The sequence below is a fragment of the Cytobacillus sp. Hm23 genome, assembly GCF_051842895.1.
Classification (GTDB): domain Bacteria; phylum Bacillota; class Bacilli; order Bacillales; family SM2101; genus Nanhaiella.
The window spans coordinates 45,174-69,097 of sequence record NZ_JBPXRQ010000004.1; the positions used below are offsets into that span (position 1 = coordinate 45,174).

The 23,924-nt window shown below is 33.4% G+C and carries 19 protein-coding genes and 1 other annotated feature; of the genes, 7 read left to right on the top strand and 12 right to left on the bottom strand.

What is annotated here, in order from left to right; all coding sequences use genetic code 11:
* Positions 1–240: 240 nt before the first annotated feature.
* A complete protein-coding gene (locus ACSVDA_RS03775; RefSeq protein WP_485880968.1) occupies positions 241–936 on the top strand; it encodes a DapH/DapD/GlmU-related protein in 696 nt (231 codons plus the stop codon).
* Positions 937–992: 56 nt separating this feature from the next.
* On the opposite strand, the gene ACSVDA_RS03780 is transcribed toward ACSVDA_RS03775, so the two are convergent.
* Positions 993–1,988, bottom strand: a complete 996-nt coding sequence (locus ACSVDA_RS03780; RefSeq protein ID WP_485880970.1) for a CgeB family protein — start codon at positions 1,986–1,988, stop codon at positions 993–995.
* Positions 1,989–2,237: 249 nt separating this feature from the next.
* Entirely contained in the window at positions 2,238–2,702 is a 465-nt protein-coding gene (locus ACSVDA_RS03785) for a hypothetical protein (protein ID WP_485880971.1), read from the bottom strand.
* A 252-nt stretch (positions 2,703–2,954) separates the two neighbouring features.
* On the opposite strand from ACSVDA_RS03785, the gene ACSVDA_RS03790 reads away from it, so the two are divergent.
* Complete coding sequence (locus ACSVDA_RS03790) at positions 2,955–4,022, top strand: tetratricopeptide repeat-containing glycosyltransferase family 2 protein (RefSeq protein ID WP_485880973.1); 1,068 nt, start codon at positions 2,955–2,957, stop codon at positions 4,020–4,022.
* Between the two features lie 74 nt (positions 4,023–4,096).
* On the opposite strand, the gene ACSVDA_RS03795 is transcribed toward ACSVDA_RS03790, so the two are convergent.
* The 9 genes from ACSVDA_RS03795 to ACSVDA_RS03835 all read right to left on the bottom strand — a co-directional run bounded on the left by ACSVDA_RS03795 (position 4,097) and on the right by ACSVDA_RS03835 (position 18,384).
* Positions 4,097–4,543 carry a DUF1330 domain-containing protein gene (locus ACSVDA_RS03795; RefSeq protein ID WP_485880974.1) on the bottom strand — a complete coding sequence of 149 codons (447 nt, stop codon included), beginning with the start codon at positions 4,541–4,543 and terminating at the stop codon, positions 4,097–4,099.
* A 238-nt stretch (positions 4,544–4,781) separates the two neighbouring features.
* On the bottom strand, positions 4,782–5,855 hold the full coding sequence (locus tag ACSVDA_RS03800; RefSeq protein WP_485880976.1) for a site-2 protease family protein: 1,074 nt from the start codon (positions 5,853–5,855) through the stop codon (positions 4,782–4,784).
* A gap of 516 nt (positions 5,856–6,371) precedes the next feature.
* Positions 6,372–7,613 (bottom strand): tyrosine--tRNA ligase, encoded by a 1,242-nt coding sequence (gene tyrS, locus ACSVDA_RS03805; protein WP_485880978.1) that lies wholly within the window; start codon positions 7,611–7,613, stop codon positions 6,372–6,374.
* A 43-nt stretch (positions 7,614–7,656) separates the two neighbouring features.
* Positions 7,657–7,867: a binding site (T-box leader), on the bottom strand.
* Positions 7,868–8,093: 226 nt separating this feature from the next.
* The gene (locus ACSVDA_RS03810) at positions 8,094–10,937 is read right to left on the bottom strand and encodes a hypothetical protein (RefSeq protein ID WP_485880979.1); all 2,844 of its coding nucleotides are present in this window, start codon (positions 10,935–10,937) and stop codon (positions 8,094–8,096) included.
* Between the two features lie 1,282 nt (positions 10,938–12,219).
* On the bottom strand, positions 12,220–12,921 hold the full coding sequence (locus tag ACSVDA_RS03815) for an Ltp family lipoprotein (RefSeq protein ID WP_485880981.1): 702 nt from the start codon (positions 12,919–12,921) through the stop codon (positions 12,220–12,222).
* Between the two features lie 423 nt (positions 12,922–13,344).
* Positions 13,345–13,974: a hypothetical protein gene (locus ACSVDA_RS03820; protein ID WP_485880983.1), complete on the bottom strand. Its 630-nt coding sequence runs from the start codon at positions 13,972–13,974 to the stop codon at positions 13,345–13,347.
* A 39-nt stretch (positions 13,975–14,013) separates the two neighbouring features.
* Positions 14,014–17,124 (bottom strand): SbcC/MukB-like Walker B domain-containing protein, encoded by a 3,111-nt coding sequence (locus ACSVDA_RS03825; protein WP_485880985.1) that lies wholly within the window; start codon positions 17,122–17,124, stop codon positions 14,014–14,016.
* Positions 17,121–18,281, bottom strand: coding sequence for an exonuclease SbcCD subunit D (locus ACSVDA_RS03830; protein WP_485880987.1), 1,161 nt, complete (start codon positions 18,279–18,281; stop codon positions 17,121–17,123). Before ACSVDA_RS03830 ends, ACSVDA_RS03825 begins: the two co-directional genes overlap by 4 nt.
* Positions 18,259–18,384 (bottom strand): hypothetical protein, encoded by a 126-nt coding sequence (locus ACSVDA_RS03835; RefSeq protein WP_485880988.1) that lies wholly within the window; start codon positions 18,382–18,384, stop codon positions 18,259–18,261. The genes ACSVDA_RS03830 and ACSVDA_RS03835 overlap by 23 nt, the downstream gene beginning before the upstream one ends.
* Before the next feature lie 155 nt (positions 18,385–18,539).
* Between ACSVDA_RS03835 and ACSVDA_RS03840 the strand changes: the two genes are divergently transcribed.
* Positions 18,540–18,668 (top strand): putative holin-like toxin, encoded by a 129-nt coding sequence (locus tag ACSVDA_RS03840; RefSeq protein ID WP_410629484.1) that lies wholly within the window; start codon positions 18,540–18,542, stop codon positions 18,666–18,668.
* A gap of 604 nt (positions 18,669–19,272) precedes the next feature.
* Here ACSVDA_RS03840 and ACSVDA_RS03845 read toward each other — a convergent pair.
* The gene (locus tag ACSVDA_RS03845) at positions 19,273–19,953 is read right to left on the bottom strand and encodes an MFS transporter (RefSeq protein WP_485880990.1); all 681 of its coding nucleotides are present in this window, start codon (positions 19,951–19,953) and stop codon (positions 19,273–19,275) included.
* A gap of 617 nt (positions 19,954–20,570) precedes the next feature.
* On the opposite strand from ACSVDA_RS03845, the gene ACSVDA_RS03850 reads away from it, so the two are divergent.
* From ACSVDA_RS03850 to ACSVDA_RS03865, 4 genes are read left to right on the top strand one after another with little or no spacing between them, the layout of a single operon-like run.
* On the top strand, positions 20,571–21,134 hold the full coding sequence (locus tag ACSVDA_RS03850; protein WP_485880991.1) for an RNA polymerase sigma factor: 564 nt from the start codon (positions 20,571–20,573) through the stop codon (positions 21,132–21,134).
* A complete protein-coding gene (locus ACSVDA_RS03855; protein ID WP_485880993.1) occupies positions 21,118–21,906 on the top strand; it encodes a hypothetical protein in 789 nt (262 codons plus the stop codon). The genes ACSVDA_RS03850 and ACSVDA_RS03855 overlap by 17 nt, the downstream gene beginning before the upstream one ends.
* Positions 21,890–22,780: an ABC transporter ATP-binding protein gene (locus ACSVDA_RS03860; RefSeq protein WP_485880994.1), complete on the top strand. Its 891-nt coding sequence runs from the start codon at positions 21,890–21,892 to the stop codon at positions 22,778–22,780. The genes ACSVDA_RS03855 and ACSVDA_RS03860 overlap by 17 nt, the downstream gene beginning before the upstream one ends.
* Positions 22,758–23,900 (top strand): ABC transporter permease, encoded by a 1,143-nt coding sequence (locus tag ACSVDA_RS03865; RefSeq protein ID WP_485880996.1) that lies wholly within the window; start codon positions 22,758–22,760, stop codon positions 23,898–23,900. Before ACSVDA_RS03860 ends, ACSVDA_RS03865 begins: the two co-directional genes overlap by 23 nt.
* Positions 23,901–23,924: the final 24 nt, after the last annotated feature.

A 23,924-nucleotide genomic window follows, 5' to 3' on the forward strand; every position in this document is an offset into this window, starting at 1 on the left:
TATCATTTGTCTTGGACTCTATTCTAGTGTTATTTCTCTAGTTTGAATATTTAATCAGAAAGAATTGATAGAATTTTGTCAGGACTAACATATCGATGACTAAATGTATAGAATTGAAAGAAAGTTAGGTAACATAACACATACTTGACGTTTACACCACGTATGTACCTTGAATAATTACTATCTTTTATACATAGTATTTTGTAACAAAGTTTAGTAATTGCCAAAGGAGGGATTTGGTTGTATAAAATAAAAGATCTTTTAACCTATGAAGATTTTTTTATGAAGAAAATATTTAGTGATAAAGAACACTACTGGGAAGTATTACAAATATTACCTAATTTTATTCAGACAATATTTTCAAATCAAAATCCTACTATAAATGGAGAGGTAGAAGATGAGAATTCTGTGAATAATAAAAATATATTTATTGGTAAAAATAGTTTTATAGAACGAGGTGCTTACGTTAAGGGACCCGCTATAATCGGAGAAAATGTTAAGATTTATCACGGGGCATATGTTAGAGATAACGTAATCATTGGTGATAACTGTATAATTGGTAGTTGCTCAGAAATCAAGCATTCAATAATACTAAATGGATCTAGTGCTCCTCATTATAATTTTGTGGGTAACTCTATACTCGGTAAAAATGTCAATCTTGGCGGTGGGGTACATTTATCAAATTTTAAAAATGTTCCTTTTGGAGGGAAAATAAAAGTAACGACGATAGATAATAAAACTATTCCAACTAATTTAAATTACCTAGGTTCAATTGTAGGTGATGATTCGAAAATTGGAGTTAATTGTGTGCTAAATCCTGGTTCAGTTATCGGTAAAAATGTTATTACTTATCCCAACCTAACAATACGAGGTTATATAGAAAATAATTCACTTGTCAAAAACATAAATCAAATCGAGATTAAAAGACTGCTCTAATTTTCGCTAGAGAGTTAATTATATATGGTAACCTGAGAGAAATCTTATGAATACACTTATCCAATCATATTTTCTATTATCCCATTTCTTTGCAATATGTCGATTATATACAATGCCCTATGTTTATAAGTATGATTTTTTTCCACCATGTCTTTACCTTGTTTCCTTATAATATCTCTTTCTTCAGTTTTTAATAAATAATGCTTTACTAATTCTACTGTTTCTTCTGCTGAAGAGGATGTAATTAAGTGATATCCTGGTGTAAATAAGTGTCTTATCTCTTGCGTATCAGATGTTATAAAAAACCCTTTTGAACCTAATATTTCAAAAGTTCTTTGTGTAAGTTGTTTTTGCTGGTTTTGAAGGCCTATGATGATATGAGAACTACTATATACTTTTGGGGTCTCTAAATAATGGAGATAACCATGAATCCAATCATCAGGAATTTTCACATCAAGTATATCTAGCATGTTTTTCCAACCTACTCCCCAAAAATCAACTCGTATATTTGCTTTTATTAACGGTTCAATTAATATTTTAGTAGATTTGTAACGGTAAAGATTAGTTTTTTTTCTAAGACGATGTGGGTATGCATTAGCAACTACTGCTATGGACTTTGCATATTTAGGTTCAGGTTTAGTATTAAAATGTGTGTCTGGATGATATCCAAAATCTAAACGAGCTGAAGGTATACCTAACTTTTTGTAGATTTTCACAAAAGAAGGACAAATAGTAAAAATAAAATCAATTTTACTATTTTGAATTAATGGTAATGTAAAAGTTTTTGTATGTGCGGGATCTTCAGTAGCCCAATAAACATGAGGGATATTTGTTTTTTCAAGATATTCCTTTAACCAGTTTTGTTTTTCTTTTCTATGCTCTCTTGTCCATCCCATTGAAAATATGAGATGAGGATTATAAATAGCTATCGTATTAAAAAGTTCGGATTTTGATGCTATTTCACATACCTTGACTTCATGACCTAAGTCTTTAAAGCCTCTAGGCAGTCCGTGAATCCACATCGGATGTTTTTCTAAAAATAAAATACGCATTTTAAACACACTCTCCGTATAATTAAAATCAGGATTTATTATTATTCAAAGAAAACCTCTCCGTTAAAGGCACTTCTTTGTGACATATAAGAAGATATCTTTTATTGTTGATTTTAATAAGGTTTCATTTTATTGGTCGCCCCTGCGCTGTAGTTTATATCGTGACACAAACACCTTGGACTAACATGTAAAAATGAAAGGATTTACATACTGGGAAATTTTCAATAGCTAATGTAACATACACTTATTTTACTTTTCCTTATCTTTTTTGAAAGTAGTGACATTTATGCACCGACAAGTACTATCAAGCATATTATTTAAATCTGTATTTGCATCTGTAATCGATAATCTATACCTATGACTGCCTATTGGTGGAGTATCACAAACTGTGTTATTTGGGGTTAACGTAAAAACACTATCCAGCCTTTCTTCAAACACATTATACATACATATTGTTGTAGCATCCCCACCTGTAATACGTTCTACTACATAATTTACATCAATCTGCCCTAGAGTCATAATGTCCGCTTGTAAGTCTACCATCGAATCAATCTTTAAGATACAATCCTTTTCTTTAACTAGTATCGAATCAGTCGTTAATTCTATAGGCACAAACGGAGTTTGAGGGTTACCGTCTGATAATGTAAAAGTATCAAATTCACAATTACATATAATTCCCTTATTTAGATCTCCTTTACATTTACACTTTGACATAATTACCATATCCTTTCAGCAATATAGTGAGATTTCACACTTCTTTTATTTATATTCATACACATACCCTTTTGCAAAGGACATTAGCCAAGGTATTGATGAAAAATGTGTTTGACGTTAAATGCTTAGTTTAAAATGTAACACCTCCTCCAATCGGTCATAAAATAGTGAGAAAAGCTTTAGAATTGTTTACCTTCTATTAATATAAAAAAAGAGGTGAATAACATTAGCAAGCCAGAAATTAGTCTATGTATGATTGTAAAAAATGAAGAAGAAGTATTAGATAGATGTTTATCTTCCATAGTTGATTTAATAGATGAGATTATTATTGTTGATACTGGGTCAACCGATAGAACGAAGGAAATAGCAATGAAATACACTGATAAAGTTTATGACTTTGTATGGGTGGACGATTTCTCAAAGGCTAGGAATTACTCTTTCTCAAAAGCTACAAAAGATTATATTATGTGGCTTGATGCCGATCATATTGTGCCAACAGAAAGTCAACATAAAATTGCTGAATTGAAAAAAAACCTAGGTGAGCTTAACCCTGATTCTGTCATGATGGTAAACCAATGTAGCTCAAATGACAACCTAGTAACAACCTATCGTAATCGTATATTGAAAAGGCAATGTAATTTCAAATGGCATGGATATGTTCATGAAGTAATTGAGGTTTCCGGTAAAGTATTAAAAACAGATATTACTATAAAGCATAAAAGAGAGCGAAAGAAATCAAATCGAAATATTATAATATACGAGAAAGCTATAGCCAAAGGGGTAACGTTTTCTCCGAGGGATATTTTACATTATGCTAATGAATGCTTAGATCATAAATATTATGATCAAGCAATTTACTTGTATAAAAACATTCTTGCTATAGAAAATCAGGATAAAGAACTTAAGTCTTTTGCTATATGGAAGATTGCCGACACTTATATTAACCTTAAAGATTATGATAATGCAATTGAGTATTGCTTAGCCTCCTTTAAGGTTGATTCCCCAAGAGCTGAAATATGTTGCAGATTGGCAAAATGCTTTCAGTTAAAAAAAGAAATTCACCAAGCGATCAGTTGGTATAAAATAGCAACAACTTTCGAAATACCTCAATTAGAAGATAGTGGATTCCCCATTTTTCAACAATCATGTTACACATGGATTCCCCACCTAAAATTATGCGCTTGTTATATTTATTTAGAAGATTATTCAAAAGCTAAGTTGCATAACGAATTAGCAAAAAAATATGTTCCTAATAGTTTTGCTGTAAAAGAATACAATCGATTCTTACATGAAAAGCATGATGAATTTACAGAAAATTAAACGTCAACTCACCTTCGATCCGCTATCATTTCGGGGTTAATTGACATTTATCTAATGTGTGCATTTTCCTTTAACTAAATCGGTATCGGAAGTTCTGTCATAGGCAGAAGGCGTGAATCTTCGATTGCTGCAGTCCGATGTCCTATACCGGCTAGGTAGTCTTGATTACTTGAAAAAGCAAGAAACGACTGCACGCTGTTCTGGCGAATTATCATGACAAGATCCCATCTTTCGTCTTCTGGACCGATAAGAAACTCTCCACTATCGCCAAGAAACATGACTTCTCCCCCGCTTTCACGGAGAAATGGGAGGGTGTGCTCGATATAGCGGTTGAAAGCTTCGGCACCACTAATTGGGAGCTCTGATTCTAGCTCAGGATTGGCTGTGTAATCGGCAACATCACGAAAACGCAGCAGGTTCAGCATGATGATGCTACCCTCATAACCTTGTTGCATGAACCTCATGCCAGCACGTTGCGATGGTTCGATGTATCGAATGGTTTTAGTGTTCTTTGCACTCATTTTCTTCACTCCTTGACGTAATTTAAGTCAATAATAACAAAAGACATAAAATATGTCGATACTTTTGACGTATTTTATGTCTTTTGTTTTATTCCCAAACAAGAATATTAAATGAGTGCTCTATCCATTAGCTCGATAAGCTTTATTCCACAATATGGCCCTAAAATGAAGAAAAGCACTAATCCTTGTTACAGATCAGCGCCAGATTGTTTACCTTATATAAACTAGGATTGTTCTACTAAAGTGTTCTTTCATCTACATTCCTTATAGCATGGATATTCTTTAATTGTTTCTTTACAACTTGAGTAAGTTGAACTTCAGCTTCATAAAATCCATATTGAGCGATACTTTTCATACACTTTCCCATCACTTCTTCAAGTAGGTGATTTGCATGTTCTACATTACCATCTATATAAGCAAGTATCGCCTCACTTCTTTTATAGCTAATAGGCTCTATTATTTTAGACATTTGCAAATGTAAGCTTTTAATGAATTGATAATCAGGCTCTGGTTTTAGCAAAGAATCAATTTGTTGAATATGAGTAATAAACTGTAAGTTCATTTTCGTTTTTTTTGTAATTGGAAGTTGTTTATACAATGCGATCGATTCAGATGCTTTGTAATAATTGGCCGTCACTATGTGATAATAGAACAATAAATAAGCATTTGTGATTGTATCAGATGAAACATCTACGTTTTGTGCCTCTTTAATCAATTGTTTATCCCAATCTATTGGATTTTTTGGAGATATCATTTCTTTCAGTAATAAGAGCGTTGCTAAATGTGTTTCTGCCTCTTTTCCACCTTTTTGCAAGAGAAGAAAAACACTACCATCTGATCCTTGAAATGGGACTGCGGTTGCGAAACAAATGACTATATTGAAAATCATGAATATCATTGCTATTTCGGAATCTGTCATGTTCCATATTAATAAACTAATAATACTAGCAATGGCAGTTAGTACGGGACCACCTGCAACAAATATTTTATGTCGTTTCACTAAATTAGTTAAGTTTATCTCTGTTGGTACACAACTAGCAAGCCCACCAAATGCCACCCAATTATTATTAGGTATAACTTTTAAATTTGGATTTCGTTCAATCGTTATTGGACCAACTGTCATAAATAGAAACTTGTATCCTGCAAGTTTCCCACCAATGACATGTCCTAGCTCATGGATGAATAATACGATTAATAAGTAGAAACTAAGGCTGATTAAATTAGTCATCTCAGCATAAGATGTAAATGATAAAGCAACAGCTATAACAATCGAGATTATACATACGTTTAACGGGGAGAAAAACTTGCTCATATGAGTCATTCCTTTAATAATATTGTGAAAAATAACCCTAAATAATTTTCCATTTTTATTACATCTACAATACTATAAAATCCCATCTAATAATTAATAATCACAACGGAAATTGTGTTTATAAAACAACAAAGAATTTATAGACAGTCATTGAGGTGGTGGTGAAACTACTTTTCACTTACAATTTTTATATTTCAATAATAATTTCACTTTATATAAAAGGTTAGGCATACAGCTATAACGTGATCACAGTGAACAGGTGTCGATGGATATTGTACATCCTTCAACAAATTTAGATAGCCAAATGTTATTTTAGTTTTTAACTTTATATTCTAGCCTATTCATTTGTTTTTGAAGATTAGCATGTCGCTTTCTAGTAAACAAGGAAAGTATATAAACAATATTTAGTATAGAATAGTTACCATTTTCCAAACCTTTTTACATATGGGCTCCTCACCTTGTTATACAGCTGCTATTTTCATTTACTTAAAGACTACATAAAAGTGAAGTTGCATTTTATACTTTTATTTTTACAAATTTTCTTTTTCCCACCTGTAGTATCATTCCATCTTCGATATTTACTAATAGGTTAGAGTTATTGATCTTAATGGTGTTAATCCTAATACCACCATTTTTAATCATTCTTCTAGCCTCACTTTTGGAGTTCTGCATCTTTAATTTAACCAGTAATTCAACTATTGGTACCTTCAGAGATTCATTCCACTTTACTTCTAGGATGTCTTTAGGAATCGAACCTTTTTGGAACACTGTTCTAAAATGTTCTGCTGCTTTTTCAGCAGCTTCATTACCATGAAATATATCTACTATAGTTTTACTTAAGTAGATTTTCGCATCCCTTGGATGGAAGGAACCGTCTTTTAACCCTTGAGATATTTGTTGCTTTTCCTCTATTGATAAGTCCGTTACTAAGTTAAAGTATTTGAGAATTAAACTATCAGGTATAGACATTGTTTTTCCGAACATTTGGCTAGGTTCTTCTTCAATACCTATATAATTATTCTTTGATTTTGACATCTTTTCTACACCATCTAACCCTTCTAGTAATGGAAGCATCATCACCACTTGCTTCTCTTTTTCATAATGCTCTTGTAGATGTCTTCCCATCAAAACGTTAAAATGTTGGTCACTTCCGCCTAACTCAACATCACTTTCTAAAACAACTGAATCATAGCCTTGCATGAGAGGGTAGAAAAATTCATGAAGGGAAATAGGTTTTCCTGTAGATATTCGATTAGAAAAATCATTTCTTTCCATTAAACGTGCCACTGTTATTTTTGCTGAAAGATGAATGATATCTTCAAAATTCAGAGATGAAAGCCACTTTGCATTGTAATATAACTCTACTTTATCCATATCTAACACTTTACTGAATTGCTCAAAATACGTTTTTGCATTTTTCTTTACCTCTTCATTTGTTAATTGCTTTCTTACTGCAGATTTACCAGTTGGATCTCCTATTTTTCCAGTAAAATCACCTATAATTAATTGGACGATGTGGCCGTTATCTTGAAATTGTTTCAATTTATTCAATACGACAGTATGCCCTAAATGAACATCAGGAGCAGAAGGATCTAAACCTAATTTAATTTTTAATGGTTCATTCTTTAATAAAGACCTTGAGAGTTTGTCTTGCAGCTCTGTTTCCGGAATAATTTCTTGAACCCCATTTTTGTAAATTCTCAGCTGCCTCTCAACCTCCATTGTTTGTTCATTCGTAAGTTTCTTGAAATTATCCATGTTTTTCCTCCTCCTTTAAATATAAAAAACCACGCCCCCTATATAAAGGGACGTGGTTAACGCGGTACCACCCTTAATTGAAGATTTCTCTTCCACTTAAATCGAATAACGCATCATCCGTTCTTTGCTAAAATGTGTTCACAAAGAAAGTTCAAGGAGGTAATTCGTTCTTATCTTTGTTCTGATTTTCACCACCCATCAGATCTCTATACACAGTGAGATAATAAACTACTATGTCCTATCATAACTTATATCTTATTTTGATTTTTAATTATTTTACAGAAAATAGAATGATTTAGCAACTAAAAAAATAATAAGTATTTACCAACCTCTCTTTTTATCCCAATTATAATTTTATTCACACACCCAAAAAATAAACACAATGATACCATAAAGGCAGGAACCCGTTATAAGGTTCCTGCCTATCTTGTTAAAATGATCTAGGAGAAGCACTCAATGTGTGTTGAGCTTTATGTTATATTATTTCTCCTCAACTGTAAGAGATTTTACATTATTGTTTCCAACAGGATTATCACTTAGGTCTTTATCACTCACTGTAAATAATTGACTTGTTCCCCCAAAATTAGTTTTTGTAAACAAAGTCGCTTTGTAATCCCCGACAATATATATTGAGGATAATGAACCTTCTGTAATTCCAACTTCCTCTGTAGTAGAATAAGCTCCTGTTTTAGTAATCCTTTTATACGTATTTAGTGGATTATAGTTTTTATCTTTAAATAAATAAACTCCTTTTGGTAATATCATAAATGATGAAACTTGGTTTTTGCCAACATTTGAACCAGATAGCCACTTTGAACCATCTTTATACGAAGACATATTCCCCTCATAATTCATATGTTCATATAATACAGCAGCCCAATCTCCTATAACGAGTACTGAACTTAATGCATCATTAGGAAAGCCACCTTCACATCCATCCTTAGTAATTAATCCACACAATAACCAATTATTATACCTATTGTGCTCTCCTTTGAAGTTTTTATCTTTAAAGAAGTGAACACCTTCACCTTTTACTATTTTGATAGCTGATGCTCGATTATCACCTATGGCTCTATCATCTAATGTTTTGTCACCGCCATCATTAAACCAAGAAACTTCACCATCATAACCTTTATATTGATAGGTTATAAGTGCATACGGCCCCACAACCTTTACTGAAGATAAATCATCATTTGGAAAACCAATATCTGCTTGAATATCATCAAATGAAGATATTCCATCATTATTTCTAGATTTATACAGCATGTCGCCCATATACTGTGAGCCTGTGAAAAGATAAATACCATCTTTCTTTTCTTGTACCTCTAGGGATGAAACCGTATTAGCGCCTATTTCTTTTGAATCTAAGTCGCGGAAAGTCGCATTACCAAATATCGTTTGAGTTAAACCACCATAACTTTTATCTTTGTGTAGTGTAACATATACATCTCCTCTTACTAATATAGATGATAGACTATTATTCGGAAAATCTATTGAACTCACATCAGAAACTTTTTGACCTTTACTGACTGCAACACACTCGCCGTTAAATCCTGTTTTAGTAAATAGAAATGCAGTTTCTGTTACAGCAAAGTTATTAGCTATTTTAGAAGTAGGTGATTTAATTAATTTATCATTATATAAAACTTCCTTCACAATATAATAATCTACATTGTCATTTTCAACTAATACATCGTATAATTCAGCTGAAATATTCACTGAAGCATCTGTGCCTTCAAATGCTCCTACTTCTTCACCGCCTGCTTCAGGATTACCAATATATACTCTATAATATGTTCTCTCTCCAGCTGGTAGTTGATCATCTTCCCAAGAAAAAGGAATAGAGCAGCTAGTTTGAACAATATCTCTTAACGATGCAGCTGTTAATTCAACTTTCCCAAAAACTTCACTACTTGGACGTGATACCGTTTTATATAATGTTCTATTATCAAAAAGGGTATCTTCATGGTAAGACTTGATCCAATAAACATTATTTTTTTCTGGTTCTACATTCACGTCTAACCAGCTCGTAACAGTTGGGTCTTGAATGAGTGCGGCGATACTATCATTTTTATATACGATAAAGCCGTCTACATTCGGATCAGAAGTTTGATCCCAAGACAAAGTTGTCGTCAAGTCAGCAAATGATGAATCTACACGTACGTTTGATGGGACTTCTAAAAGAGAATCTTCTGGATAAATTGGTACTTCCATCGTTGCATACCCTTTATTGACCATTTTAATAACATAAGAATTTTTATCAGGTCTAAGGCCATAATCGTCTAAGTCATTTTCAAACGCTTTGCTAAGTTCATGAAAATGATTAGCTTGCGTAAAATTAACTTTAGATTGCGTAACTAAGTTATAAACTGCCCATTTATATGGATTTGCACCAGCTATTGTTCCAAAAGGCTTAGTAAATGTTTCTGTGTTAGCCTCATTTATCGTTCTAGAAAACGCATAGCTTCTTGAATCAGAGTAATTATAATTTAAGCTCACGCCTACTTTAAATTCTACTGCAAAAGCTTTGCTAGTAAATTCAGTTGAAATACCTAAGCCAAACCCATGAGTAAGTGTTGCCATTTCTTGCTGTGACTCAGTCAACCCGTAAGATCTTTGAAAACTAGCCGTAGCAGGTCCTCCCGTTTTCTCATTTCCATATGCAGCTCTCTCCCACCATTCCTCTACATCCAATGTCAATCCCTCAGCAAAATATGAGTTTTTGTCCAATAATAAGGTAATTTCTCTAGGAGTACCGACAGGAAAAACAGAATTTAATAACCCATTATCAGGACTATATATTGCTCTGAACGTGTCAATATTTGGATCATATTTATCTAACGCATTATTTAGAACACTTAATGACTCTCCTGCAAGCTTCTCATAATATTCCGCATTGTAATAATGATCGTTGTACCCAGGATCTACAATAAAATTTATCGGGATATATTCAAACGGTTCAATTCCATGAAATATTGTTCGATTTTCATATGTGTCGAATGGAAAAGCCTCGTTGTCATCAAGCGCAGGAACAATTAATTCCGGTTCCACATAACCGTTGCTGTTTCCCTTGTCTCCCACCTCTTGTACAGTAGTGGGATCTGTTTTTAGCGATTTCGAAATAGATCCAGATGCAGCAGAATCATCAGGTAAATATAATTGATATGTACCTCTATCAATTACATCATATCCTGGAGGTGCTTCTAGCTCTTCACTTTCATCATCTACAGCACCAAATACATTTGATGGAATAAAAACAAATAATAACAGGAAAAAAATGATGTTTATCGAATATTTAGTCGAACTGCTTACTATACTTTTCATAACCTCACCATCTTTTCAATTATTTTAGGCTAAAGGTATTTACTTAGGCTATTTTCAAAACCTTTTGCTATTGAAACTAATTTAGGGTATCAACAAATAAATTTATGCATATGACGTTTTTAACAAAGAGAAAGATCCACTACACTAGGTATATACTCACTTATTTCATAGTTCGTATAACAATGCGAAAACGGCCTCGAATTACGAAGAAAAACTAATTGTGAAGTATAGCTACTAATCACCTCCTTAAATTAAATAATAAAACTCGTTAAAACTTGATAGATTAATAGAGAGAATAACAACTGTAGTAATGAGGAATTAAGCGTTTGACTAAATCATACAAAATTCGATATATTTCAACAAATTCGATTTTCGACTGTATAAACCCATTTTAGTGAGGAAATGATCTGTTTTCAGCTTGGTGAATAGGATCGGGGATCTTTTAATAAATATATTGATGTACTGACAGAAAGGCGCTCGAGGTGTAGAGTATTCATTGTTGTTACGACAGTAAAGTACTTAGTTTGGACAGCATTCATAGTGGATACTACAGTAATGCACCTAGTTTGAACAGTATTCATAGTTTTTCCGACAGTAACGCGCCTAGTTTGGACAGTAAACATAGTTTTTCCGACAGTAACGCGCCTAGTTTGGACAGTAAACATAGTTTTTCCGATAGTAAAGCACCTAGTTTGGACAGTAAACATGTTTGTTCCGACAGTATAGCACCTAGTTTGGACAGTAAACATGTTTTTCCGACAATAAAGCGCGCAATTTTGATAAAAAGCATGGTTGTTCGGACAATTTCAATCTAATAAATGGTAAAATAGTTTTATATTTATCTAAGGAGGTATCTATAATGTTATATTTATCTAACGAGGCATCTATAATGTTAGCCCTAATACCGCTTGGACTTGGAACTTTATTAATAGTTTTATACCCTATAATCGACAAGGAAAGTAAGATCTTTGCAAGGATTAGTTTTATTATGGGTGTATTAATCATACTGATCCTTTTGTATATTGTAGTTTCACCTCATATTGTTATAACTTATAATTGATTTCAATTTGACATATATTTTTCACTACACTCCACTCATCTTCTACAGTCGTCTCAATTTATGAAATGAATTTCAATTACTTACACCCACGCTACCATTGTCGCATAAAAAAAGAACCGAACATCCGCTATAAAAAATAACAGATGTTCGGTCATCAATCCTTGAATTCTCAAAATATTATTTAATGTTCATTTTACTACAAACCGATTAATTTTCTCTGTTTTAATTATCTAAATTATTAATCGCGTAATCAGCTTCTTCTTGTGTGAATTTTTCACCATACTCAGACACCAACTGGTCTCTTATCGCTTCAGGTGACATGCTCATTGATTCCTGGTAACTTTTCGCTTTTTCCAAAGCATTTTTATTATAATCAGCTATTAAATTATCAATTGCATATTGGGCTTCATCCTCAGTGAATTTTTCACCATGTTCAGACATCAGTTGTTCGTATATCCCTTGCTTTGACATATACATGGTTTCCGAATAGGATTCCGCTTTCTTTAAAGCATTTTCATTCCAATCATATTCTAAATTATCCATTGCATACGTCGCAGCTTCTTCAGAAAATTGTTCACCATATTCTGAAGTTAATTGATCGAAAATAGCACTTTTAGACATGTTCATCGTTGTTGCGTAAGATTCCGCCTTTTTCAAAGCAGATTTATATTCTACAGGAACATCATTTTCTACCTCTGCTTCCTCAACTTTTTCATCTTCTACGCTTTCTTCCTCTTTTTCTGTTTCCTCAACTTTATGTTCCTCGTTTACCGCTTCAGCAACAGAAGGGCTGGCTTCTTTTTTAGTAGTATCTGCTTTTTCATCCTCCATTCCATTGACTGCCAATGCAATAATAGCAAGCGCAATAATCCAAACCCACCATTTTTTATAGAATGGTTTTCTTTGTTTTGAACGTGGTTCCATTTTCCATATCCCCCTTATTTTGTATCACGAGTAAAAGTATAACATAAAATTCCAAAAAGTTATTAATTAATACAAATTAATAGGCAACCCTTTAATATACGAAATAAATAAGTGTAGTAAAAAAAGTCGACTATGAAAAATATGTATATAAATGGATATTTAATCTGAAATATTATTGTTTTTATCCACAAAAATTAAATATCATGCGAACAAATATAAAAAACTCACCAAATAGAGGCGAGTTTTTTACAGTTTATATTAATCAATCAAACAAATAATGGTTCTTCTAAATGATCCCCTTTTCTGATGAAAAGATGATTCCATCCATTATAGTATCTTCCATTCTTCCTTCATCATATTAATTGCAGTTCTAAATTAGTCTCAATAGCTACAAAGCTTTCGAAAAGTGCCTTTTATTACTATTTATTTTTTTATATGATCAGGACCAACATGTATTTCAACATTATACATTGTCTTATTAAATCCGTGTGGGAAGCCTCGTTCTAATTGTTGATATGTGAAATATGGCTTTTCAAGACCTTCTTCTACAACTACTCTATAAAATCCCCCACCAACTTTATCTTCCTTTAATTCATTATCAACATAATAGAACCTTACAGGTTGCACTTCACCAGCAACCTCTTGAGTGTAATATCGTATATATTTATCGATAATCTCTTCGTCTTCCTCGGCTTTTACAACAAGTTCTTCACTATATTCAATCTCTTCAATTTCTTGGGTAAGCATCTCTAAATTATTAATATAAGGTAAGACGTAGTCTTGCTCCCAATCTTCCATTCTACCAGGAAATTCTTCATCATTAGCAAGCGCTTTTTCATAATCAAAAAAGTGTACAACTGATAAAGCGACCACTAGTACAGCACCTATGATAAAATGGCTCTTTATTCTTTTTACACGGTTTGAGCCTGCTAATAATGCAATATATAAAAATAAAATAATGACTAATACAATAACTGTTTGCCAAGGTTTCAATAAATCCACAGCTTGCAACTGAATCTGTGAACCAACCTCTATAATTTTATCAACTGTCAATTTCTCTCTCTCCTTTTCGGAAACGACACCCCCAACACGTTAACGCATTAACGTGGCGGTGGTCATGCCCCGAGTTTTGCTGTAGCCTTCTTTTGTTTTTGTAACTTCTAATATTGCGGGCATGGCATTTTTTAATTCTTGGACGTGCGATATGACTCCGATCATACGCCCAGTTTGCTGTAATTCAACGAGTGTGTCGATAGCTTTATGAAGTGCCTCTTCATCAAGTGATCCAAAGCCCTCGTCAATAAACATCGTTTCGATTGAAATTCCACCTTCGTACGATTGAATAACGTCAGTCATACCTAAAGCTAAACATAAAGACGCATTAAATTTTTCTCCACCTGATAAGGATTTCACATCTCGCTTTTGTCCCGTGTAAGTATCATAAACATCTAATCCTAACCCACTTTGTTTACCTCGTTTTTCTAAACGTTCACTACGAACAAGGTAATATTGTCCATAAGAGAGTTGCTTTAATCGCTCATTGGCAGCAAGAATGATTTGCTCTAAAAATTCAATCTGTAAGTATCTTTCAAATGAGATTTTCTTTTCATTATCTCCACGAACAACGTTATACAGATCACTCATCAGACCTAGTTCTTGTTCGGCATCTTGTTCAGCTTCACTCGATTCAACAATTAATTGTTTTAACTTCTGTGCCTCCATCTTGTAATATTCTGATGTTTGCAAAGATTTCCTCGCTAATTCAGTTTGTTCTTTTAACTCCATAACACGTAGTTCTAGTATCTCTAAGTTACTTCGTTCTTTTCCAGCAAGCTCCTTGTCGAGCTCTTCCACTTGCTTTCTTGTAGTATTTAGTGCCACATGGAAGCTTTCGATTTCGTCCTTTAATTTCTTCATAGCGTCCTTATGACGCTTTGCACTCAAATAGAGTTGATCATTCTCAAAATTTGCTAGACGTAATTCAGTGTAAAATGTTTGTTCAGTTTTTTCAAGCTTTGTTTTTGCTTTTGCTAACTGATCTGTTACATTTACCACATTAACGTTAGCTGTTAAAACATTTTCATTAGCTTGTTTAAATTGGTCTTGTACCAATTTCCACTTGTGCATAAGACGATTCTTTTCGTTAGTAACTTTAGTTATTTTGGCTTGAAGCTTTTCTACAGAACGAAGCTCTTCACTCACTTTTGTTATGTTTTGTTGTAAAAGTTCTTCCTCTGTCCCATATTTTATTGTTACCTCTTGATATCGTTGTTCAACTTGCGTCCTTTTCTCTTCTTCTTGTTGAAGAGAAATCTCAAGCCTATCATATTCTTTTTTATATTTAGCTACCATTTTTTGGTCCTGATCTAGTTGCTCTACTTCAGCTTTTAATAGTTTTCCTTGAATCACTAATTGATCATATTGCTCTTGCAATTGATTTATAGAAAACCCATAATGCTCAATTTGTTCCTTTTTCTCTTCAAGCTGTATACGTAAATTTTCATAAACCGCTTTTGCATTCAAATACGTTGTTTCACATAAATTTTTTTCATTTTTATGCGATTCAAGCTGTTCTTTTGTAGTCATATCTTCACTTAAGAACGCTTTATTCGGATGCTCAATACTACCACAAACAGGGCACGGTTCTTCTGGTTGTAACCTTAAAGCTAGTAAACTAGCTTGTCCATCTATCCACTGCTTTTCCAATTGACTATAAACTTGGTTAACGTATTCATACTTTTTAAAGCTCTGTGTCATTTTATTATATGCTTGTTTACCTTGTAAAACGAGCTGGAGATATTCATTGACAGCCTTAGATTGCTCTCTTAAATACAACAATTGTTTATGTTTGTCAGGCAAAGAAACAACCTTCGATTCAAGCATTCGAATTTGTTCAAAGAGCTCCGTTTTTTTCAGGGAATTTGTTTTATGTTGATTTTTAAGTTCATTAAGCTGGCTGCTTAAATGTTTTAGCTCACGACTCAATCCGCTTACTAATTGTTGTTTAGCATCAAGTTCTTGTACAGTTGGTATTAAATCGTGAAGACGGTTTAACTCTATTGATAAAGCTTCACGGATGCCCTCTTTTTCTTGCTCCTGCTCATAATCTTTTTTCACTTGATCGAATAGTTGTTTAGTGCTCTCTAACTTCTCTGTAACAGCTGTAAGCTCCTTCTCCTTATCGTGAACTTCTAGTTTTACCATATTTACTTGTTGTTCAATAACTTGGAGCTGTTCAGCTTGTGTAGCAAGCTCTAATTCATCCACTTTTAATTTTATATTTTGCTCTTGACCTAATAGATTTGAGAGCTCTGATTTTTTTGTATTAAGCAAATCCAAACGTTCATTGACTACTTTACCACGGTGTAGCAACTCATAGGTATCATCATATTTTTTTTGTTCTGTCTTTTGCTTTTGCAATAGTTCTTTTGATTCCTTGTCAAATTCATCAATTTCTTGATCAAGTGCTGATAGAATTTGATGCGTATTAATATGCTCTTCTTTTAGAAGTTCCGTTAGTTTAGATCCTTCACGATCACGCAACAACCCTTTTAGCTGATCAATATACAGGCTTCGTTCATTCAATTTGTTCATGTATGTTAGCTCAATTTCTTTTTTCATCTCTCTTAATCGATCAGCTATGCGTTTAAACGAATCAGTTTTAAATATGCGTCTAAGTATTTCTTCTTTATTTTCTGTTTCTGATGTTAATAATTTACGGAATTCACCTTGTGGTAGCATAACAATTTGTCGAAACTGGTCTCTCGTTAAGCCGATGATTTGTTCAAGCCTGTTATTTACGTCAGTAATTTTAAAACGATCTACACATGGAATTTCTTCACCATTAGTTAATTGTTCATATAATTCATAACGCTCACCTGTTGGTGTCTTGTTACCTTCCTTGACATGTGATAGCTGTCGAAGGATACGAAATTGCTTATCCCTAAGCTGAAACACTAATTCTACTGAAGTATGTGTATCATCATCTGCAAAATGACTTCGTAACATTTTCGTATCTTGACGTTCCTGTCCACTTGCCTCTCCATATAAAGCAAAACATATGGCATCAAAGATCGTTGTCTTACCTGCTCCTGTACTTCCGGAAATAACAAACAACCTTTGCTCACCTAATTTAGTAAAATCAATTACTTCTCTATCCTTATATGGACCGAATGCGCTTATAGTTAATGTAATAGGCTTCATGTCCGTTCTCCTTCCGCTCGGAGAATTTGCTGTAGTACATCCCGAAATAAATTTTCCGTATCTTGCTTCACTTCAGTACCTTTAACGTCTGTATAAAAAGCTTTGAAAAGTGATAACTCGTCCATTTGTGTCCGTTGATTATTTTTTTTCTGTGCACCCTCTAGCTTACTTGGTATATTTTGCTTTTGCTCAATATGCATAGCATTAGGATAAACAGCACGAATTTTTTCCATCGGAAATAGTACCGGATGATCATCTAGCAATCTAACAAACACATAATCTTCATTTTTGTCATGTAATTGGATATCCTTCATATACCCTTCTATCGTTCGCATATCACGCCGGGGCGAAAATACTCTCTTTTCTATCGATGTATTACCTACATCATCCATCTCGACGATATAAAACCCTTTGTTATGTGTCTCTTCAGAAATCGAGTATTTTAATGGTGATCCTGCGTACCTTATTTTATCATTGCCAACTTTGTGTGCTTGATGTAAATGACCAAAAGCACTGTAATGAAAATGTGAAAAATAACTTGCATTTACTTGCTCAGCTCCACCAATTGCTAGTGGCCGCTCCGAATCACTTGTATTTTCTTCTTTTTCACCTTTTGGTGTGACAAAATGATGTCCAATAAATACATGCCTAACCTTATTATCCATTTGTTCAGTTATTTGAGTGACAATTGCTTCCATAGCATCATCGTGACTTCGAATTTCTTCATTTTTTAACAAGTGTTTGACAACGCCAGGTTCAGCATAAGGTACTAAATGGAAATGAACTTCACCGAATTCATCTCTTATAATAACTGGTTCTATCTTTTCAGAAAGATGCCCGACAATATGTAGTCCAGCTGCTTTCAACACACTGCTTGCAAAATGTAGTCTACCAGGGCTATCATGATTCCCTGCAATCACTAAAACTGGAGTTTGTAAATCTATTATAATTCTCCTTAATATTTCATCTAACAGTTGAACTGCTTCTGTCGGAGGCACAGCACGATCATAGACATCACCAGCTATAATTACAGCATCTGGTCGTTCTTGATCAACTGCTTCAATTAATTGATTTAGCACATATTCTTGATCTTCAGTCATATAAACACCATGAACTAATTTGCCTAAGTGCCAATCAGCTGTATGAAAAAATTTCATCTATTACACCTGCCTCATTAAACTCTTCTTCTATTATATTCTTAAAAAGTAGTATAGTAAATTCTAGATTATCTTGTGAAATCCATATCGGATGTTGATTCATTTATTTCTTATCTACAGAACCGCTTCACTTTTGTTGTTCAGTATTTAAATCCATATAAAAAACAATAAGCTAACTTTCAATATATCAAATATTTTTATAATTTATTACATAATAGTGTTATAATGGAAGTAATACAATAGTTGGTACTCAAGGGTGTGAAGGCTGAACCCGTCATTCCATATTGGAGAGGGGGTGATGCCTTGACGGTATATGAAGCGGTGAGCTTAATGGTCTCTTTTGGGATTCTCATCATCGCGATACTGTCTTTCGATAACAAGAAATAACCACCCTTGAGCTTGTCGGCAAAGTAGGGTGGGTTATATCATCCGCTGCCTTCCCCTTTGAGGGGAAAACTATTGTATGAGCAGACTGTTGGTGTTCAAGCACCTATAGTCTGCTTTCATTTGTATTAAAATTATCTATCCAATTATAATATAGCACATCTTAGTGTAAATTTCATCCATTTAAGTTTAACAGTTTAACTAGCATTCGTAGCAATTTTGCTTTACATGAGGACGATGATCGTTCCTTGCCTTCTCTTTTCTCAGTGTTTCAATGATTATTGTTTTTCTTAAGCTGTTATCGCAACATGAGCTATACACGAATATAACTAGCGTTCGGGTAGCTTTTTTCTGTAGATTACAATAATCATATGATATATATCAGTTACTAAAGCAATAAATTTTACGATAAGAGCCTTTACTTGCTAAGTAAAACAACATTCATACAACACATTTTGTGAAATCTGCTAAGTTATTTAACGATGACAATTGTAAAAAACTTGTTTTGCTATCGTTATTTTAAGCAAATAACAATAATTCTATGACAAGATCCGTTATAATTATTTAATAGTAATATCTTATACATTCACATATGAAAATACCTTTATTACAAAGATTGTTCTAATTCTTTTTCTAACACTACACCCTTTTTAAGGATGTACAAATGTATAAAACCGTACAGAGCAGAACTAATTAACAAGATTCCAGCAAAAATATACACATATTTCACACCAATCCAATCTGTAAATAGACTAATTCCTAACATAGAGACAATAGAAATAAATTGTATAAGTGTAGATTTCGCAGCCATGACCTTCGTTAATGTTCTTTCGTCAGCACTATTTTGAGTCATTGTTACTTGTGCCATATCACGCATTTGATAAGCTGGTCCCATTAATACAACTAATAGCAGCGCTAAATAAGCATTAGTAATTAAACCATACGTGAAGGTCAGCATCCCAAATAAACACGCCCCACTTATCATAAATATCGTTAAGTTCCCTTGCACCCTTGTAGATAGTTTATATATAAGTATCCCACCAATGATTGCACCTAAATAATATCCACTATTATTATACCCCCACCATGCTTCTCCTTTATTTAATACTTCATATAAGCGTTTTGTCTTATCGTCCTGTAACTCAAAAAAAATACTTAAGCCACCTAAAAGCGCAATAAGAAGCCCCCATGTAATGACTTCAGATTCAACTTGACCAAATAATCCTGACATGTATATAAATCCAACGAAACATGTAAGAACTCCTAAACTTATCCTTAGTTTACTCAAATTACGACCTCCTTTTATGATCTCCTAAACATTTTATATCGTATTTATATCATTATATTAAGCGATCACTTCAGCAAAGAGGCGTCCCCTTTCGCTTAACTGTCTCCCTCTTTATGTCGAAAAAATACGTTTACAACTTCCCGTTCAATTTAAACCGTGGACATATTAATACATCCATAAGATAGCAAAACAAGTCTTATCCTTAGTTTACTCAAATTACGACCTCCTTTTATGATCTCCTAAACATTTTATATCGTATTTATATCATTATATTAAGCGATCACTTCAGCAAAGAGGCGTCCCCTTTCGCTTAACTGTCTCCCTCTTTATGTCGAAAAAATACGTTTACAACTTCCCGTTCAATTTAAACCGTGGACATATTAATACATCCATAAGATAGCAAAACAAGTAACGAAAAGAGGTCCTTCATAGACTTTCCACCTTATATCCATTCAACTTAACGCTGAAAAACCCTTTCTTGTTAACTAATTTTACTGTTTATAGGAAAAGCTATCATTATTTGCACTGTATTTAATTATAAATTCCCAGTTTTTTCATTTAAATCTTTTAAAACTTTTTCAACATCCATTTCGTTAAACTAGCTGAGGTGAACAAATTTGCTAACCGATAAAGAGCTCATAAAAGATATTCAAGCAGGGAATCAAGCATCTATGGAAGTACTCGTAAAAAGACATTATAAAGTAGTATATGCCTTTGTTTATCGGAAAATTGGCGATAAAGAAACCGCTTATGATTTAACACAAGAAATTTTCATAAAGATGATGAAAAGCATTCATAGTTACTCATCGAAAGCCCAATTCCAAACATGGCTTTTAACGATAGCCGTGAATCATTGTCGAGATTTTTTTCGATCAAAAGCCTATCAGCAGTCATCACAGACAGAAGAATTTGATGAGAGCTTTCAGTCGAATAAAAACGAAGGTGTGCATTATATTTTTGAGAAAAGTGAGAACAGAAAAATGATCAAAAGTGCGATTCACGAACTACCAGAATTTCAAAGTGAGGCAATATTATTAAAGTACTTCCATGACATGAAAATTAAAGAAATTGCACAGGTAACAAATACGAATGTCTCAACCGTAAAATCAAGACTAAAGCAAGGTATGGCCAAATTAAAAATGATTTTAGAAAGGAGTGGTTCGTATGAGCAACAGGGATGACATAAATCTTCAAATTAACAAAGAACTTGAACACTTCAGTACATTAGATGATTTTTCAGTTGAGTTTCCGAGTGAGGATGAAATGTATCAAACAATTGATACTCTTAGACAGTATGTGCCTGAAAGACAGCAAAAAAGCAAATTAGATAAGTTAGCAGATTTGCTGCGCCTATCAACAAAGGAGATATTCTTTATTGATAAATCATTTTGGATTACGAATCTCACTTTTTTCCTAATTGGTTTTTTGCTTACGATGAACACATCTGGTAATCCATATTTTGCAATTATGTTACTTTCTCCCGTACCTTTTCTATTAGGACTGCTAGAGGTCTTTAAAGGTAGAGATAGAGACTTCCTAGAATTAGAATTAACATGCAAATATAACGCTCAACAGCTGATGCTGTCTAAAATGGTCGTCACCGGTGTGTACAATTTCATTCTCATGGTATTTCTTATTACATTATTAAGTTTCACTGGGGATGGACAAATGTTGCTTACGAAGGTACTCATGTATTGGATCCTTCCGTTTACTCTTGTAGCATCATTTGGGTTGTTATTAGCCTCTAAATTAAAAGGGCAAATTGCAGCACCGTTAACAGTCATATTGTGGATAAGCTTCGTTGGAATCTACATGAGTAATGAACAACTCATAACATACATGGAATCTAGACCAATCATCTTTTATATTATCGCTTTTTTATTAGCAGTAACATTTTTTATATTTCAAATCAAAAAAATAACGAGAGGTGTTTCCCTTGAATTTAACAATTGAAAATGTAACTAAACAGTTTGGAGATAAATTTGCAGTAAACAATGTGTCATTTGATTTAACACCAGGTGTTTACGGTTTTTTAGGTGCAAACGGAGCTGGTAAAACAACATTAATGCGCATGCTCGTGACACTTATTAAACCGACTTCTGGGCGAATTTTATATAACGGTAAGGATATTGAAGTGTTGGATGAAAAATATCGTGATGTACTCGGCTATTTGCCTCAGTACATTGGATTATACAAGACCTTTTCAGCTGAGAAGTATTTAATGTACATTGCTTCATTAAAAGGAATTGAGAAGAATACAGCAAGGAAAAAGATTGATGATCTATTAGAGGTTGTTAATTTAACCGAGCACCGGAAAAGAAAGGTTGGCAAATTTTCAGGTGGAATGAAACAACGTCTAGGTATTGCACAAGCACTATTAAACGATCCAAAAGTGTTAATCGTTGATGAACCAACCGCAGGACTCGATCCGAAAGAACGAATTAGATTTAGAAATTTATTGTCTTCTATTTCTAAGGATCGGATCGTACTGTTATCAACCCATATCGTCTCAGATATCGAATTCATCGCAAAGGAAATACTCGTGTTAAAGGCCGGTCAGCTCATTCAAAAAGAAAAGCCTGATGAGCTGCTCGAGCAAATCCAAGGATATGTATGGACCGTAAACGTCCCAGAAAATGAGGTTCAAGCATTCCAAGCAAAATACAAGGTGGGAAATATAATTCGTCAACAAAATGAAATTGGACTTAGAATCATTTCTGAAACCAAACCAGATGAAAGGGCAGTTTCAGCACAGCCTAATCTAGAGGATCTATATTTATACTATTTTGATCAGGAGGAGCACAGTGAAACAACTATTGAAATTTGAGCTATATAAAATATTTAGACAAAAGGGAATGTATATTGTAATGGTACTCATGTTTCTTCTATTTAGTCTCGTGATGGTAAGTGAATCTAGAAATGTTTCACCGAAAGCAGACACGTACGCGACTGAGGTCAAGGAAGAACTTAACACATTTGCTCAAGAGTGGGAAGGGAACTTAACTAGTGAGAAAGTAGAGGAAGCTACTCAAACCTTAGACTCTTTACCTTATGCTTATACACCAACAAGCTCCTTAACTAACGAAGAACTTGCGAAGTATAATATCGTTCAACAAATATTATTTAATGATAATACTACGCGTGACATTAAATCGAAAATAACAGAACTAGAAATGAAGTTAGACAAATTATCAGAAAATGATATTTCTTATAAAACAGCCCTATTGGAAATTAATATGTTAAATCATTTGAAATTAGATACCTTTCAGTATAATCAAGGGCCAATAAACACGATAGATTTTGTTGAAAGGTTTGCTCCATATTTTACTGGAATCTTGATGTTAATTGGACTAGCTTCTATTTTTGTCAATGAAACGAATACAGGAATGGATCAGTTAATATATAGCTCAACTTATGGTCGCCAAAAAGGTGTCACAGCTAAAATAATCGCTTCATTAATTTATGTATTATTCTTAACAACTGTATGGGTCATGTTCAATATAGTCATGAATTCATATATTTATGGGAATATTGGGTGGAATTCACCTATTCAATTTTTAAGATATCCAGAATCACCATATACTTTAACTGCTATCGAATATTTCTTTAGCCAGATCGGCATTCATCTACTAGTAGCATTTGCGTTTATGGCGTTTGTATTAACTGTCTCTGCCATAACAAAAAGCACTTTAGTTTCGTTTATCATTAGTTCAGTAACCTTTTTATTACCAACAATTAACCTTGGTGTTCCTTATTGGGAATATGTGAAAAAGTATAGCTTTTCAAATTTCATGACTGCACCAGAATTCACAAAGCCATTTCATGCTCTTAACTTATTCGGTGTTCCTGTATTAGATCCGGTTGTGAACTATCCTTTAGTTGTTTTATTTACTGTTATGTTTATGATCATGCTTTACAAAGCGATTAAAAACAAACAAGTAGCATAATTTATATACGAGAAAAGAATTACC